At 46.5% G+C, this 15,557-nt stretch carries 14 protein-coding genes, 1 tRNA gene and 1 pseudogene; 12 read left to right on the top strand and 4 right to left on the bottom strand.

Annotated elements, in window-relative coordinates; all coding sequences use genetic code 11:
- Window positions 1–35: 35 nt before the first annotated feature.
- The 5 genes from mrdA2 to F3J40_RS06645 all read left to right on the top strand — a co-directional run bounded on the left by mrdA2 (window position 36) and on the right by F3J40_RS06645 (window position 7,228).
- The gene (mrdA2, locus tag F3J40_RS06665) at window positions 36–1,943 is read left to right on the top strand and encodes a peptidoglycan DD-transpeptidase MrdA2 (RefSeq protein WP_167013134.1); all 1,908 of its coding nucleotides are present in this window, start codon (window positions 36–38) and stop codon (window positions 1,941–1,943) included.
- A 169-nt stretch (window positions 1,944–2,112) separates the two neighbouring features.
- A complete protein-coding gene (locus tag F3J40_RS06660) occupies window positions 2,113–2,397 on the top strand; it encodes a hypothetical protein (RefSeq protein WP_167013132.1) in 285 nt (94 codons plus the stop codon).
- A 53-nt stretch (window positions 2,398–2,450) separates the two neighbouring features.
- The gene (locus tag F3J40_RS06655; protein ID WP_240155329.1) at window positions 2,451–2,837 is read left to right on the top strand and encodes a hypothetical protein; all 387 of its coding nucleotides are present in this window, start codon (window positions 2,451–2,453) and stop codon (window positions 2,835–2,837) included.
- Window positions 2,838–3,247: 410 nt separating this feature from the next.
- Window positions 3,248–3,323 (top strand) — tRNA-Phe (locus F3J40_RS06650).
- 863 nt (window positions 3,324–4,186) lie between these two features.
- Entirely contained in the window at window positions 4,187–7,228 is a 3,042-nt protein-coding gene (locus F3J40_RS06645) for an anti-phage protein (RefSeq protein ID WP_167013130.1), read from the top strand.
- Window positions 7,229–7,293: 65 nt separating this feature from the next.
- On the opposite strand, the pseudogene F3J40_RS06640 reads toward F3J40_RS06645, so the two are convergent.
- A pseudogene (locus F3J40_RS06640) lies at window positions 7,294–7,475 on the bottom strand (DUF3577 domain-containing protein); the annotation flags it as partial.
- A gap of 862 nt (window positions 7,476–8,337) precedes the next feature.
- Between F3J40_RS06640 and F3J40_RS06635 the strand changes: the two are divergent.
- Window positions 8,338–8,790, top strand: a complete 453-nt coding sequence (locus F3J40_RS06635) for an STM2901 family protein (RefSeq protein ID WP_017347591.1) — start codon at window positions 8,338–8,340, stop codon at window positions 8,788–8,790.
- On the top strand, window positions 8,787–9,110 hold the full coding sequence (locus tag F3J40_RS06630; RefSeq protein WP_167013128.1) for a DUF1493 family protein: 324 nt from the start codon (window positions 8,787–8,789) through the stop codon (window positions 9,108–9,110). The genes F3J40_RS06635 and F3J40_RS06630 overlap by 4 nt, the downstream gene beginning before the upstream one ends.
- A 223-nt stretch (window positions 9,111–9,333) precedes the next feature.
- On the opposite strand, the gene F3J40_RS06625 is transcribed toward F3J40_RS06630, so the two are convergent.
- Window positions 9,334–9,534, bottom strand: a complete 201-nt coding sequence (locus tag F3J40_RS06625) for a hypothetical protein (protein ID WP_167013126.1) — start codon at window positions 9,532–9,534, stop codon at window positions 9,334–9,336.
- A gap of 484 nt (window positions 9,535–10,018) precedes the next feature.
- Between F3J40_RS06625 and F3J40_RS06620 the strand changes: the two genes are divergently transcribed.
- A complete protein-coding gene (locus tag F3J40_RS06620) occupies window positions 10,019–11,272 on the top strand; it encodes a condensation domain-containing protein (RefSeq protein ID WP_167013125.1) in 1,254 nt (417 codons plus the stop codon).
- Between the two features lie 76 nt (window positions 11,273–11,348).
- Here the strand turns inward: F3J40_RS06620 and hepT are convergent, their stop codons facing one another.
- The gene (gene hepT / locus F3J40_RS06615; protein ID WP_167013124.1) at window positions 11,349–11,774 is read right to left on the bottom strand and encodes a type VII toxin-antitoxin system HepT family RNase toxin; all 426 of its coding nucleotides are present in this window, start codon (window positions 11,772–11,774) and stop codon (window positions 11,349–11,351) included.
- A gap of 194 nt (window positions 11,775–11,968) precedes the next feature.
- On the opposite strand from hepT, the gene F3J40_RS06610 reads away from it, so the two are divergent.
- From F3J40_RS06610 to F3J40_RS06595, 4 genes are read left to right on the top strand one after another with little or no spacing between them, the layout of a single operon-like run.
- Window positions 11,969–12,682 carry an SDR family oxidoreductase gene (locus F3J40_RS06610; protein ID WP_167013123.1) on the top strand — a complete coding sequence of 238 codons (714 nt, stop codon included), beginning with the start codon at window positions 11,969–11,971 and terminating at the stop codon, window positions 12,680–12,682.
- A 10-nt stretch (window positions 12,683–12,692) separates the two neighbouring features.
- Window positions 12,693–13,367 carry an energy-coupling factor ABC transporter ATP-binding protein gene (locus F3J40_RS06605; RefSeq protein WP_167013122.1) on the top strand — a complete coding sequence of 225 codons (675 nt, stop codon included), beginning with the start codon at window positions 12,693–12,695 and terminating at the stop codon, window positions 13,365–13,367.
- The gene (locus tag F3J40_RS06600; RefSeq protein WP_167013121.1) at window positions 13,364–13,993 is read left to right on the top strand and encodes an energy-coupling factor transporter transmembrane component T family protein; all 630 of its coding nucleotides are present in this window, start codon (window positions 13,364–13,366) and stop codon (window positions 13,991–13,993) included. The genes F3J40_RS06605 and F3J40_RS06600 overlap by 4 nt, the downstream gene beginning before the upstream one ends.
- 9 nt (window positions 13,994–14,002) lie before the next feature.
- Window positions 14,003–14,536: a biotin transporter BioY gene (locus F3J40_RS06595; RefSeq protein WP_167013120.1), complete on the top strand. Its 534-nt coding sequence runs from the start codon at window positions 14,003–14,005 to the stop codon at window positions 14,534–14,536.
- Here the strand turns inward: F3J40_RS06595 and F3J40_RS06590 are convergent, their stop codons facing one another.
- Complete coding sequence (locus F3J40_RS06590) at window positions 14,537–15,529, bottom strand: zinc-dependent alcohol dehydrogenase family protein (RefSeq protein WP_167013118.1); 993 nt, start codon at window positions 15,527–15,529, stop codon at window positions 14,537–14,539.
- Window positions 15,530–15,557: the final 28 nt, after the last annotated feature.

Genomic DNA, 15,557 nt, shown 5'->3' with positions numbered 1-15,557 from the left:
TTGGCGCGACAACGAAGAATCAAATAAACATTCCAATGAATTTCCGTAATTTTGAAGCCGAAGAAAAGCTGTTCATCCGCCGTGCGGTGGTGGCTTTTATGCTGGTGGTAAGCTGTTTCACTATTCTGGGCGTTAACCTCTGGCGGTTACAGGTACGCGATCACAGCTATTATCAGACCCGTTCTAACCAGAACGACATCAAAATGATCCCTATCGCGCCGACGCGTGGGTTGATCTACGACCGTAATGGCATCCCGCTGGTGAAAAACGTCACCTGGTATGCCATTTCGCTGATGCCGTACAAAATCACCGATATGCAGGCGTTGCTGAAACAGCTAACGCCGCTGGTCGATCTCACGCCCGATGAGATCGATACCTTTATGCACACCCTGAAGCAGAGCAGCCGCTATAAGCCTGTGGTGCTCAAAGAGGAGCTGACGGATGAAGAGGTGGCGCGTTTTGCCATTAATCAGTTCCGCTTCGAAGGCGTCAGCATCGATAGCTATCAGGATCGTGAGTACCCTTACGGCGCTGATTTGGCACACGTGGTGGGCTACGTGTCGAAGATCAACGATAACGACTTTAAGCGCCTGAATGCTGAGGGTATCGGTGAGGAGTATGCTGCGGACCACAACATTGGTAAGCAGGGCATTGAAGGCTACTACGAAAGCCTGCTGCACGGAAAACCCGGCTATAAAGAAGTGGAAGTGGACAACCATGGCCGCGTAGTTCGGGTGCTGAAAGAGGTGCCGCCGGTGGCCGGGAAGAACATCACCCTGACGCTGGACCTGCATCTGCAACAGTATATTGAGAGCCTGCTGGTTGGGCAGCGTGCGGCGGTTCTGGTAGAAGATCCCCATGATGCTTCGGTGTTGGCGATGGTTTCCGCGCCGAGCTACGATCCGAATCCGTTTGTGAAGGGGATCAGCTACAAGGATTACAAGAGCCTGTTGCAGGATAAGAACCTGCCGCTGATCAACCGTGTGACGCAGGGTCTCTACCCACCGGCGTCGACGGTGAAACCGTATATGGCGATGTCAGCGCTGCTGACCGGCGTGATCACACCACAAACCAGCTTCTTTGGTGCGCCAACCTGGACGCTGCCGGGCACCGATCGTAAATACCGCGACTGGAAAAAGAGCGGCCACGGCATGCTGGATGTGACCCGGGCGATTGAGGAGTCAGCGGATACCTTCTTCTATCAGGTGGCCTACATGATGGGGATCGACCGTATCCACACCATGTTAAGCCAGTTTGGCTATGGTAAATCCACCGGTATCGATCTGCATGAGGAGTATAATGGCCTGCTGCCGAGCCGTGAGTGGAAGATGAAGGTACATAAAAAGGGCTGGTATCAGGGTGATACCGTTTCGGTGGGGATCGGCCAGGGTTACTGGATCGCCACACCGATCCAGATGGTGAAAGCGATGGTGGCGTTAATCAACAACGGTAAGGTGATTACACCGCATCTGCTGGAGAAAGCGCAGTTAGGTAACAGTGTGGAGATGTACCAGCCGAAAGCCGCTGAACCGCAGATTGGCGATCCGAAATCGCCTTACTGGTCCCTGGTGCGTCATGCGATGTTTGGCATGGCGAATGCGCCAAACGGGACCGGCTATAAGTATTTCCACACCGCGCCTTACGGCATTGCCGCGAAGAGTGGAACCTCGCAGGTGTTTAGCCTGCGACAGAACCAGGTGTATAACGCGAAGATGATCCCGATTCGCCTGCGCGACCACATCTTCTACACCGCCTTTGCGCCGTTTAACAGCCCGAAAGTCGCCATCGCCCTGATTCTGGAGAACGGCGGTAGCGATGGCGTCACCGCAGCACCTCTGATGCGTCAGATTATGGACCACATTTTCCTGCCGCCTCAGGCCGCGCCAGCGGATGCGAGCCAGCCCGCAACGCCGGGAGATGACTCCACCACCAGCGATCAGTAAGCGAACTTCTGCGCAGCACTGAGCACTGTTCTGCTAGTCACCAACGCCACCGTTGAAACACGGTGGCGTTGTTTTTTGTGGGCTGGCTGGAGATACCCGTTGCTTGAAAGAAGATATATATTTGATATCATTTGCTGCATTAATGAACACCTTATCAGAGACCTCTGTTATGCCTCTCAACGCGGAAAATAAAGCAGGCAGTTTCCTGTTCCGGCTACGCAGTAAAGATACTCCAACCGGAGTGAGTGCCGAGACGCTGGACAAGCTGATGCAGGAGACGGGCCTGAGTAAAACGGAAGTGACACATCTGGCGCTACGTAACCTGGCAAACAGCTATTTGCCAGCCTATGAACCAGACGATGGCGTGCTTACGGAAGCGCAGTATCAACATATTCGTGAGGCCAGTAAGGCCACGGATGTACCGGACGACAGTTTTGATGAGAAGCTCTTTTAACAGGAGTCGCCAGGATGGCCTCAGTTGAGCCTTAAACACCACAGCTGTATCCCGTGTTACCAAAGGTCGCCAACCTGGTTTGGGTGCACTTCCCACATCTGCCAGGTGTACCTGGCCCCTATCCACGTCCAGCCCTGGTTACCGCCGTCTCACGCGAACATCACGCCGTTAAGGTGGTTTTTGGTACCAGCCAGAAGACCGATCGCCTTTATCTAACGGAGTTTGTGGTCAGGAAAAGCGATACCGATTTCCTCCAGGCCGGCTTATCGTGGGATACCAAGTTTGACGTCAGCCGCGAGATTAAGCTGCCGTTCAATCGCCAGTGGTTCGATATCGCTCCGACCCGTGAAGGCCAGCCAAAATCGACATCCCCAGTGATGGGCACGCTGCCTGCGAGCTATATGCCCGCCCTCAGGCTGGCACTGGCGAATGTTCAATAGAGTTTGTTGGGGGAATGGTGGTTGATTAGTTTTAGGGCTGAGGGCTGAGGGCTGAGGGCTGAGGGCTGAGGGCTAAGGGCTAAGGGCTAAGGGCTAAGGGCTAAGGGCTAAGGGCTAAGGGCTAAGGGCTAAGGGCTAAGGGCTAAGGGCTAAGGGCTAGAGGCTAGAGGCTAGAGGCTAGAGGCTAGAGGCTAGAGGCTAGAGGCTAGAGGCTAGAGGCTAGAGGCTAGAGGCTAGAGGCTAGAGGCTAGAGGCTAGAGGCGAGGGCGCTACGCTGAGTGTAGCAGTAGAGCGGTCTGGTGGATTTTTTAGCAATTTCGCGCCAGTTTGCTGCAAAAGAGAGCAGTCGGCGCAGAACTGACGAAAAGCGTTTGACGCTCCCGGCCAGTTAGGGTTTAATGCGCCCCGTTGCCCGAATAGCTCAGTCGGTAGAGCAGGGGATTGAAAATCCCCGTGTCCCTGGTTCGATTCCGGGTTCGGGCACCAAAATTTGAAACCCTCGCTTCGGCGGGGGTTTTTGCATTTCGGGGTTTGGGTTGTAAGACTTCTTTTTCCGTAAGCTTTGAGCTAACTGAATCATGTGTGATATTTGCTATGTCGCCCATATTCAGTAGCAGCATGTTAGGCATGAGGCGCTTCCAAGCTTCATCTACTTCGCGCTGGAACTTGAGCTTTTGATCAGCGTGCTCATATTCCTGTTTTACCCAGAGTTCGGCGTAGTGACGGCGTTCGGAGTCACTGCGGGATTCAATTCCTAAAAGAGTTATGGGATCTATATTAGGTGACTGTAATTTTCTAATACCACTATTCAGTCCCTCATAACGATTGCTCTCATGAGGCGACATTTCAAACGCAGATATTTCCTCGCGTAAAGGTATATCTTCATTTATATGTTTCTTGTGGTCATTTTTTCTTTGGAGTTAACTTCAGCCTTAGAATTAAAATAAAATATAAAGAGAAATGAAGATGAAATTAAAAACAACCTCATAACACATCGAAAAAAATTAACCTATTAAATAAATTTAAATATACGCTAGGATTACTGAATATAAATAGGAAAGAAATAGTAAAATAAGAAAATAAATATGAAATTAATAGTTTAAAATATACTATGGTAAGCAACGATATGTTATGGGCACACATGACGGGTTGGTATCAACTCAAAATCATAAATTTATCTTAAGTAGCTGAGGTTGAGCTATAATGAGTGAGCATACAATCCCTTTATTATCAATTAGATGGATGTGGTGCGAAAAAAAATACTTTAGCATATTGATTAATTTTGCATATAGATAGATTATATGTGCATAACACTATCAATTCACTAACTATGATAAATGGTATGCGTAATGGAAAATGCACTATTTCTAAATATAAGTGATATTCACGTAAAAAATGAAAATAAAGAAAGGATAATAATTAAACTAAAAGCTCTCATTCGACATTTAAACGTTTTTAGCATTGAGAGTGAAAATATCTTCATTTTGGTTTCTGGTGATATAGCATATAGTGGTCTCAAAGAAGAATATGAATATGTGTATGATTATTTTGAAGAGCTTGCCACAAAATATCATTTAATTATGTGCCCTGGAAACCATGATCACGATTTCTCCGTATACACTTCCATTGTGCGAAACCAATTATTAAAAGCAGAGGTTGACTCTCTTGATGACGGCTCAATTGAATTAATCACTCAAGGTATGGATGCCTATTATAAGTTTGATGAATCACTTACCACATTTAGACCTGACTCTTACAACAAACTTTCAAAGTCTTATGTCTTGAACTTAGGTAAGAGAAAAATTGGCATCACAACATTTAATACTGCTTGGTGTTCTCAAAGGAATGAGAAAGGCGGAGATATGTCTTTCCCGACAAAATATATAATAGATGCGCCGCAGTGCGATATTAATATTACAATGCTTCATCATCCTTTATCTTGGTTAGAACCTAATAATCATAAACAACTCAGAAATATCCTGAGGGAAAGAAGCAATATAGTTATTACCGGACATGAACACGTAGAAGATAGTTTGAGAATTGAAAGCGAAAGTAATAAATGTCTTATGCTTGAAGCTATGTCATTTGATGATGACTGGAGCGATGATAACGGATTTATAACTTTCAAGTTTGAAGAAAATGACGTGCTCATTAAAAACTTCAAATGGCAAAACGAAGAATTCCATGAAATAAAACAGATTAAGCAAAGTGAAATTATAAAAAGCAATTCAATCAGCACAAATAACTACATTGTAAAAATAGATTATTTAAAATCAATTAAAGATATTGGAGTTAATTTTATACATCCAGATAAGGATGATTTGACTCTAGAAGATGTGTTTATTTACCCGAACCTGAAAAAAATTGATGGCAATAGCAAACTTGATATGAAGAAATTTTCTTCGGATAGCATTCTATCTGGAGGTAACAAGAAAGTTATTTTAATCGGTGATGAGTACTGCGGTAAATCTACACTGCTTAAAAAATATTTTTTAGATTCCGTCAAAAAAGGATATCTTCCACTTTCAATAGATTGTAGCACTGTCAAAAGAGCAGGTTTAGAATATGATAAAATTCTACAGCGCTTCCTTGAAGTCCAATATGAAAACTTGAGCTTAACTGAATTTGTAAATAGCACGGCAACTAAGGTTGCACTTATCGATAGCTTTGATCTAATTAGAGGTGATAGAAAGTCTGTTGAACTCTTCTTAGATAAATCTGCAAGAGTATTTGATATTATAATTATTTCAGTAAGTGATAGTTTTGACTTCAATGGGAGTGAGCTTATAGGTGAGAATTACTTTGATGAGAGTTTTGAAAAATATGAAATGTTACGTCTTGGATATAAACTTAGGTATGATCTAGTTCATAAATGGAACTCCCTTAAAGAAGAATGTAGTAATGAAAACAAAGTCCTCCTAGCTAAAAATGATCTTGCATTTAAAACCATATCGAGGATCATCGGAAGGAATTACATTCCGTCTACACCATTCTTCCTACTGACCATGCTTCAATCGATGGAAAATGGAAACTCCTTGGATGTGAATGCTGGCTCATATGGATACTATTATGAGTATTTAATTACTCACAGTTTAGGTAGCGCTTCTGTTAGAAAAGAAGAACTAGATGAGTTCTTTAATTATGTCAAAGAGCTGTCATCCCATTATTTCACTAATAACCTCCAAGAGGAAACTACTGATAATTTATGGGATTTCAACCTTAATTTCTGCCAAGATTATGGTGTTAGAATTGATTATGAAACAAGAATATCTCTTCTAGTTAAAGCGAAAATAATGGAAAAAAAGGATGGCGGATATTATAAATTCAAATACCCTTATGTCTATTACTTTTTTATAGCCAAGCATTTGGCTGAAACTATCAGAGATGAAAAAACCATTGAGATAATTAATGGCCTTGTTAGTTCATTAGGTAAAAGGCGTAGTATGAGCATCCTGATGTTCTTAACTCATCATTCAAGAGACGAATCAATACTCGACAAAGTAGTTGAGCAAGCTAAGAAACTATTCAAAGATAACTCCCCAACTAAACTTGATCTTAATATCAAATTTATAAATGACATTGTTGATGCTCTTCCTAAGTTAAATTTTCAAAAGCAAGACCGATTTCAATTACGTCGTGCTTATGAGGATCGCAAGGATATAATCGAAGAAAACAACAGCGTTGACAAATTTGATGATGATAATTTTCAAAGTGATAGAAAGGAAGATGAGCAAGCTGGAACTGATCTGCTTAAAGAAATGAACTTAACATTTAAGTCTCTAGAGATTCTAGGCCAATTATCTAGAAACTACTATGGTTCTTTAAAGGTTCCTCAGAAAAAAAGACTGCTTGGTGAGGCAATTGATGCCCCCCTTCGATCTCTCGACTTCTTTATTGATTATATAAAGGATGAGACAGATATAGTCTTAGACGCTATTGAGCGTAGAATTTCAGAGCAAAATGGTGAGAAAAACATCAACCTCACTCAGCTTCAATTAAAAGAGATGGCGAAGCACTTTCTTTTTCAATTGGTATTAGGGTTAAGTTATACCTTCCTGACGAAGATCTCATCTTCAATTGGGAGTAATAATTTACAACCTGTGATTGATGATTTGTGTGATGCTCATAACTCTAATTCCGGTAAAATACTAAAGCTTGCTACTATGTTAGAGTTAGGAAATTCAATATCAGTTGAGCATTTAAGAACAATATTGCAAAGCCTAGATAAAAACCCAATATCTGACAACTTAGTTAAGAGTATCATATTAAATTATCTCTATATGTTTGAACGTTCAGATGTGGAAGTTCAGCAAATATGCGCCGTTGCTGAAATAAGCTATAACTCTGTTTCCAAGCAAATTGGTTTGGATAAATTGAATAAGAATAATTAATAGATAACCTCCCCATTAGGGGAGGTTTTTTAGAATGAGTTTGTAGCATAACTTTTATTACTTAACTAATTTTGTGGAGGAGATGATTCGTATAGTTCAGCCTTATAAACCATCGCCTGACTAATCTGATCCAATCGATCTTAATCCGTCTTTCTTTCAGGCTAACCCGCTGTACACCGGCATGATCATCTTTGTTGAGCGTGAAAATGTCTGGCGTCAGGTTGCTGAGGGTGAATCCAAGCAGCACTATGGTATTTACTCCGGGAGTGGGGAAAGAGTGACGGAGAAACATTCATCCCTAACGGATAAATGCTTTCCGTCAGGAAGCGCAGATAGATATGCCGCGCTGGCTGGTTTGTACAAAACACCTTATTACCCAGGTGACATCCGCATTAAGTGTTTGAGTGGATTGATCACTTCAAAAGAAAGAGTGCTCTCAAGTCATTAAGTTCTAGATGGCAACCGCGTTAGAATTTCTCTCAGGCTGCTGAAACATTGGCTGGTTGTTGAGATAACAATAATAATGCCGAACCAGTTTCCTACCGCTAAAAGCAGATGTCAGCGATAAAATAGTTTTGCGGAGATGAGAATAAAAAATCGCCATAAATTGCCAGCGCTCAGGGCCTGCACGCAGACCGGTGGTGTATTCGTTACTTCGGGAGTTGAAGCTCCGGCGTGATTTCACTGAGAGCATCCGCTATCTCAGCAGGGGATTGAAAATCCCCGTATCCTTAGTTCGATTCTGGGGGCGGGCACCAAAATTTGAAACCCTTGTTTCGGCGGGGTTTTTTGCATTTCGGGGTTTGAGATTTTTCTCAGCTTTGTAAAATATACTTCTTTTAATGCGTCTGTTTTTTAAATCATGATGTCTACTTAGAGTTAAAAATTAAATTAGTATATTTATTATGATTGTCAATCACGAATCCCATGTTTTTTTGATATAAAATAATAGTTATTTTAATTGCGATTAACACTAGAAATCTAACGAAAACTATTAAGTAGAACACCTAAAAAAAATACAAAACTTTACCATCATATTTCATCGTTAAATCTAGACATGATTCTTCATTCGAGTATAGTTAATCACCGTAATTTACTAATGATATAACATGGATACTTTTGAAGGATTAGGAGATGGTAGTTACTTTTTTGCTGGTATGTTTAATCTAACGGAAGGTGAACTAGCATTCTGGATTGTGGTTGATGAGGCGAGTAAACAACTCAATGTTCAAGATGTATTTGCATTAGCATTAATTATTGGCGGCATGCCGTTAATAAAGACCAGAGGGAAACTCGATGCGAAGAGAACAACTAAAGGTACTAGTGCGTTATCTTTAGCAATGAGAACAATGATTAAACACCGCTTAAGTTCGAGCTGGAGATCACCAACATGGAAGACTATGCTAAATGGTCAATGGGCCAGGACCAACAGCCTTGGCGGACTAATCGGGCGCTGGCTACCATGGCTCGGTGTTGCTATAACAGCATATGACGTAACTAAAATTACCTGGAATAGCATCAAACGATTCAATCTCATCGTAAAACCGGAGCATAGAGTATGAGTCTGGATAACGAAATACTGGCCTTTATACAAAAAGAACTCTCTGCCAAAGATCTGACCTTAGACAGTGCTCTCAATATCGGAAAGCAAGCTACAGTGCCAGAAGATGTCTGGGATCTGTTAGAAAAGATCGCGGATGTTTACAGCATTGATTTTACTCATATCGAATGGCACAAGTACTTTCCACAGGTAGGCATCCCATTTCTGCCTAACTTTATTCTACCGCGTAGTCTTAAAACTGATTATTCAACCCCTGAGCGACTGACGATAAAAATGATTGTAGAAGCAGCAAGGGTAGGGAGGTGGAACTATGACCATTGATAAAGAAAAAATTACAGCATCGTCTAAAAGTGAGTTTTTTTGATGATGTCAAAATTAATTAGATTGCTACGAAAAGCCCTTTCCGAAATTGGTGGGGCATTGACGATTTTCATCACTATGCTTGCCATGTTCCCCGCGTTCTTTCTCAGCACCGGGTTCATGCGCGTTGTCATACCTATGCTGGTTTCGCTGCTTGGCCTGGCTGTATATTTCGGCTGCTATTTTATTGCGCATAAGAAAGACCGCGATTAAGAAACCGGCTGGGAAATATATGCAATACCTTAACCAGATTAAAGGCATGAAAAATAATGGAGAACATAAGACGTGATCTGTCGTTGTTTTTACGTACCGTGGTGATTGGCATAATGCGTTTTCTCATGCTTGCAGGCGTGTTTGTAATTGGCTCGCTTGCCTGCTGGCTCATCGCACTTCCACAACATCGGCCCTGACAGGTACAAGCCAGCAAAGTCGAACAGGGCACTAACCCGCTAAAACCGAACCCACGCCGGCTCAAACCCGAAAAATATCTGCTTACAACCGACACAGTCCGGTTTTAATACCAACATTATCAATGTGAATAAAACCTTCTATTAAAATAAACAGTTACGCCAGTAGGTATTCGAATTGTATTTCATTAGCAAAGAAATGTTTATTAACATCAGGGAGCGGTCTGAGATATAAACCCTATAAATATCAAGCCAATGAAATTAATAAGGCACCTCTTGATTAGATAATGAATGATTTGATATTGTTATTATCACCAAATAAAAAAATTAAAATAACTTGTCGCTTAGTGCAAAACAGGATTAGTATAAATTTCGTATTGCAACGGGTTACAGCTCATATATCAGTTATCTCTGTATACAGCTGTTGTATGTTTAAATTTAAACATTCATGTGGACAGATAAATGGTAAATATATCGCAAGACGAGTTAATTTCTCACCCTTTGCGCCCGCTCGGCGCACTGGAAAATTATGCCTGGCAAGTTGATACCACCAGCCCGAAACACTTCTCTATTACCGCTGAGGTCAGCGGGAAAACCTCGGTAGAGGAGTGGGCCAATGCGCTGAAAAAAGTCCAGGCCCGGCATCCCTTAGCGAATATTCGCGTGGATAAGCACAATGGCGAACGGCTGCATTTCTTTCACGATCCCCACGTCACTATTCCCCTGCGTGTTGCACGATTAAATAAAGTCACGTCCATTGAGCGTGAGCTGGAGCGCGAATTCGCCGCACCTTTCGGTTTTGGCGATGTGGCGTTATTGAAAGCAACGCTGTTATATAGCGAAGACCGCTGCGTATTGATTATGACTGCGCATCACGCTATTGCTGATGGCCGCTCGCTGACGTATTTCATTCACGATGTGCTGGAGACATTAGCCGGAAAAAATCTGCCTGCGCTGCCCTTGTTGCCTTCGATTGAAGACATTTGTCTGCAACCCAATGAGCCTGCGGGAAATATTAATCCGCCAGCGCTGCTGCCAAGCCCGATGCCATATGCGGAGCGCAGCTTAGCGCAGCTGAAAATTCAACGGCTGAAGCTGTCGAAGGAATTGTCTCAGGCAATTCGCGCTCGTTCCAAACAGGAACACACGACGGTACATGGCGCACTGTCTGCGGCGGTGGCTATTGCACTCCATAGCTCACCAGGGTGGAGCGGTTTACCGGTAAGGATTTGTACACCCATCGATGCGCGTAAATATGCCGATCTCGACTATGGATTGAGCTTCCTCGCACTGTTTCCGACCTACGATTATGCAGCGGGCAATGCGGCAGAGTTTTGGAACATCGCCCGCGCGGTCACGAACGATCTCAATGCCTACCGTGAGCGGCCCGGTATGGCGGCATTAATCCATCTGGTGCAGGAGATCATGGAAAATAATCATCTGCCGGATAAGGTGAAATTTGACCGTGAAATCTGTGCGCCCGACATTCTGATTTCGAATCTTGGCGTGTTGCCATTCGCGCAGGAGTTCGGCCACGTCAAACTGGAATCCCTGTGGGGGCCAAGCGTGTTGATCGGTACGGAAGGGGAGCAAACTGTGGGAGTGGCGACCATTAATGGCGCAATCCACCTGATTCATACTTCTTACAAACCGGCTCCTGATTTCCTTGCCACAGCGGAGAAAGCACTGGCGGTGGCGGTGGGACTTTCCGCTTAAAACTGAAAGGCATCCAGCGAACAAACTTGCCGGGTGCCTGCTCGACATTTAAGGCACTGATCCTCGTAATCTTCCTCTACTGAGCTTGTGCCAGCCAGTCTATCCCTTGTTCAGCGAATGTGAATAACTGTTCGTAGTACCCCTGTCCGATAACGCTACGCACAATCTCCGGGTCAGTATTCAGGTAGTCATGCACCAGCGCATTACGTAAACCGATAACTTTTCGCCAGGACGTCAGGCTCTCCATAGGCTGATTTCCTTTCTGTACCAGTATCTCAAAAGCCTGGTAAGCATCTTGTGGAGCAAACCCAGCTTGCTTCTTTGCCCAGTGTTTGGCTATGCCCAGAGCTGATAGGATTGCCAGGTATAACACCCGTTCTGCTGCACGCTGTTCCAGAGCAGACAGTACTCTGTTTTCGACTACTATTCTCAGCTGTTCTAATTCTGCGTAGAGTCGCTTATTCTTTACTATTATCTGATCCAAATATTCTGTACTGGGCATTAAACATCCTGTTTTTACTTAACTTACTGCTCAGTTCATGCCAAAAAGGCACATCTTTTTTATGGTTTTCTCCGCACATATTTTATCAATATCCCCCGTTCACATTGCCTAATTTTTACCAAAACCCCCTGCATCGCCGCCACGGTTAACGTATTATGGTCCACTTTGGTTGACAACTTAGCGCCGGAGGGGCGATGAGTAAGAAAATGGCCCTGATAACCGGGGCGAGTCGAGGTATTGGCGCTGCGGTGGCACGCCATTTTTGGGCGCAGGGCTATTCATTGCTGCTGGTGGCGCGTGACGCACAACGGCTTGAGCGCTTTGCTGCCAGCCTGCATGAGCAGTTGGGACAGCAAGTCACCCTGCTGGCCGTAGATCTCAGCGATCCGGTGGCGACGGCGGAGGTGCTGACGCCAGTACTGAGCCAGCTGCACAAAATTGATGTGCTGGTTAACGCGGCGGGGATTTTCCGGCCTGGATCGAGCAAGGCGCTGCTGCCCGATTTCAGCGCGATGCTTGACGTCAACGTCACGGCGGTACATCACCTGTGCCAGTTGGCCCTACCGGCGTTACGTCATGCTGGCCGGGCGCATATCTTCAATCTCTCTTCGCTGAGCGGAGTGCAAGCCTATGGCAGCATCGCCGGTTATGCGGCCAGTAAACATGCGCTGGTGGGCTACAGTTTGTCGCTCAGTCGCGAACTGGCTGGGCAGGGGATTAAAGTCAGCGTGCTGTGCCCGGACGTGGTGGATACCGACATGTCCGTAGGCTCCGGGCTAACAGCAGAAGAGATGCTGCAACCGGAAGACATCTGTAAATCTATCGCCTTTATTCTGTCTCTGTCGCCAGCGGCACACATCGAGAAATTAGTGCTGGGACGGGTCTATCGTCCAGCGGTGAAAAAGTAGAAATCCTGAAATGATTGAGATTAAAAACGTCAGCCACAGCTTTGGTGAGCGCAGCGTATTGCGCAACCTGTCGCTGAATATCGATGAAAAGCGCGTCGGCATTGTCGGCAGCAACGGCTGTGGCAAAAGCACCTTTGTCCGCCTGCTCAATGGCCTGTTGGTGCCGCAGCAGGGCGATGTGGTGGTGGATGGTCTGAACACCCGTAAAGCAGGCAAAGCGGTACGACGTAAAGTGGGGTTTGTCTTCCAAAACCCAGATAACCAGATAGTGCTGCCGCTGGTGGAAGAAGACCTCGCCTTCGGCATGAAAAATCTTGGCCTCAGCAAAGCGGTGATTGAGCAGCGCATTGAGGCGGTGCTGGCGCGTTACGATATGCAGGACTTCCGTCAGCATCCGGCGCATCTGCTCAGCGGCGGTCAAAAACAGCTGATGGCGATTTCTGGCGTACTGGTGATGGAGCCGGATTACATCGTGTTTGATGAGCCGACGACCCTGCTCGACCTGCGTAATAAACGACGCATCGCTCAGGCTATTGATGAGCTGGATCAGAAGGCTATTGTGGTTTCACACGATCTCGAGTTCCTGCAACACTTTGACCGCGTGCTGGTCTTCGAACACGGCCAGGTGGTAGTGGATGACGTCCCGGCCGTGGCCATACCGGCTTATGTGGCGCGCATGTCATGACCAGCAGCGACTATCAACCGGGTCACTCCCTGATACATCGCACGCCGCCGGTCATCAAACTGCTGTTGCTGGCGTGTACCGGTACTGCGCTGTTCTTTCTGCCGCAGCTGTGGCTGAGCGGGGCGGTAGCGCTGCTGGTGGTGCTGCTCTATCCCCTGGCCGGGCTGTCATGGCGTTTGCTGCTGCGTCAGGTGAAACCCCTGTGGCCAGTGCTACTGCTGCTGTTTGTGGTGCAGGGCTTATTAGTGAGCTGGCCGGCAGGTGTGCTGGTGGTGGTACGGCTGGCAGCGCTGATCCTCGCTGCGGCATTAATCACTCTCACCACGCGCAGTTCGGCGATGATCGCCGCGCTGGAAAAAAGCCTGGGCTGGCTGCGCTTTCTTGGTATTAATCCGGCGAAAGTCAGCCTCGCGCTGGCGCTGGCGATGCGCTTTATTCCGGTGCTGGCGGCGATCACGGTTGACGTGCGGGAAGCGCAAAAAGCGCGCGGGCTGGACCACAGTATTATCGCCATCGCCGTGCCGGTGATGGTGCGCACGTTAAAGATGGCTGAGGATATTTCCCAGGCTATTGAGGCGCGGGCCTATGATGCCGCGCCAGATTCTAATGATAATCCGCGAGCCTGAGGAAAAAGCGTGACCACGAAAGATATCGTATTGATTGCCCTGTTTGCCGCACTGACTGCGGCAATGGGGCTGTTCCCGGCGTTTAATATTCCCATGATTGGCGTGCCGATTACCGTCCAGACCTTTGGCTTTATGCTGGCGGGCGCGCTGATTGGGGCCAAACGGGGCGCACTGGCGATGTTGCTGTTTGTCTTGCTGCTGGCGGTAGGCTTCCCGCTGCTGTCCGGTGGACGAGGCGGCTTAGGGATTTTCCTTGGCCCAAGCGGTGGCTATATCCTTGCCTGGCCGCTGGTGGCCGGACTGATAGGCCTGCTGTATAGCAAGCTAAAGCAGCCCACGCCGTGGCAGGAGTTTCTGATCATGGTGGCGGGCGGTATCGTACTGGAATATGCGATTGGCATTCCCTGGGTTGCGGTGGCAGCGCATCTGCCGCTGGCGAAAGCGGCGCTGGGTAGCGCCGCATTTATTCCCGGCGATATCGTGAAGATTGTGCTGGCGATCCTGATTATTCGCCCGGTGCGGCGTGCCTTTCCGGGCTGGTAATCAGCGCAGATCAATCACCACTTTGCCTTGATGGTCAGGATCGCGCAGCGCAGTAATGGCGCGATCAATCTCCAGCAGCGGGAATGTCTCTCCCAGTTCGGTGTAGATGACGCCGTCGCGGATCAGGGCCATCACTTCATCCAGCCGCGCCTGCACCTGCTCGCGCGGCTGGCTGTGAACCCACTGCCGCAGGTGGAAGTTGCTGAAACGAATATCCGGTCGTGAGCGCCAGAACTGTGGCGGTACCGGTTTACCTGACAGCAGACCATAATGAATAAACTGGCCGTTTGCGCGAATCACATCGCCATAAATAAGTGACTCATCACCACCGATACAATCCAGTACGGCATTCACGCCACCACTATTTTTTACTGACTGCATCTGCTGAAGGAAATTAACGTCGCTGGAGTTAAGTACGGCCTCAGTATTAAACTCAGAGAACAGATTCATATTCTCTTTTTTACGCACGACCACAATCGGATTTATTCCGCGCAGGTTAGCTAGCCCAATTAACATTTTACCGATGGCCGAGTTGGCGGCATTAATCAGAATGCGCATATCAGGAGAGAAAGTTAATGCCTCGGTCAGCATTAACCAGGCCGTCATCGGGTTAACGTAGCTACAAACGGCCTGTAAATCACTAATAAAATCGGGCAGGGTAAAACACCAGGCGGCATCGGTATCTTTAAGGGTTTGCCAGTTGCCCATGCTGCCAATCGGCAGAACGCGCTGGCCGGGTTGTAATGGGCTGTCTGGGTGGGCTTCGCTAATCACACCCACCCCTTCAAAGCCCGGTACGAAAGGCAAAGAGATACGCGAGCGATAGGCACCAGAAAGGGTAATAACATCAGAGGGATTGATGGTGGCATAGACCATTTTTACCCGAACCTGGCCCGCTGCCAGCGGTGGCAACGGAACATTTTCCAGTTCAACCACCTCGCTAATATCGCCAAATGCGCGGACCATGGCTCTGGTGCAGGTATTATTTTTCATGTAAAATTTCCGCCATTCGGTTATTCTG

The sequence above is a fragment of the Candidatus Pantoea multigeneris genome (genome assembly GCF_011752615.1).
In the GTDB taxonomy this organism is placed as follows: domain Bacteria; phylum Pseudomonadota; class Gammaproteobacteria; order Enterobacterales; family Enterobacteriaceae; genus Pantoea; species Pantoea multigeneris.
The sequence above is the reverse complement of the archived record's forward strand: the minus strand, read 5'-3'. Positions and strand labels throughout refer to the sequence as shown.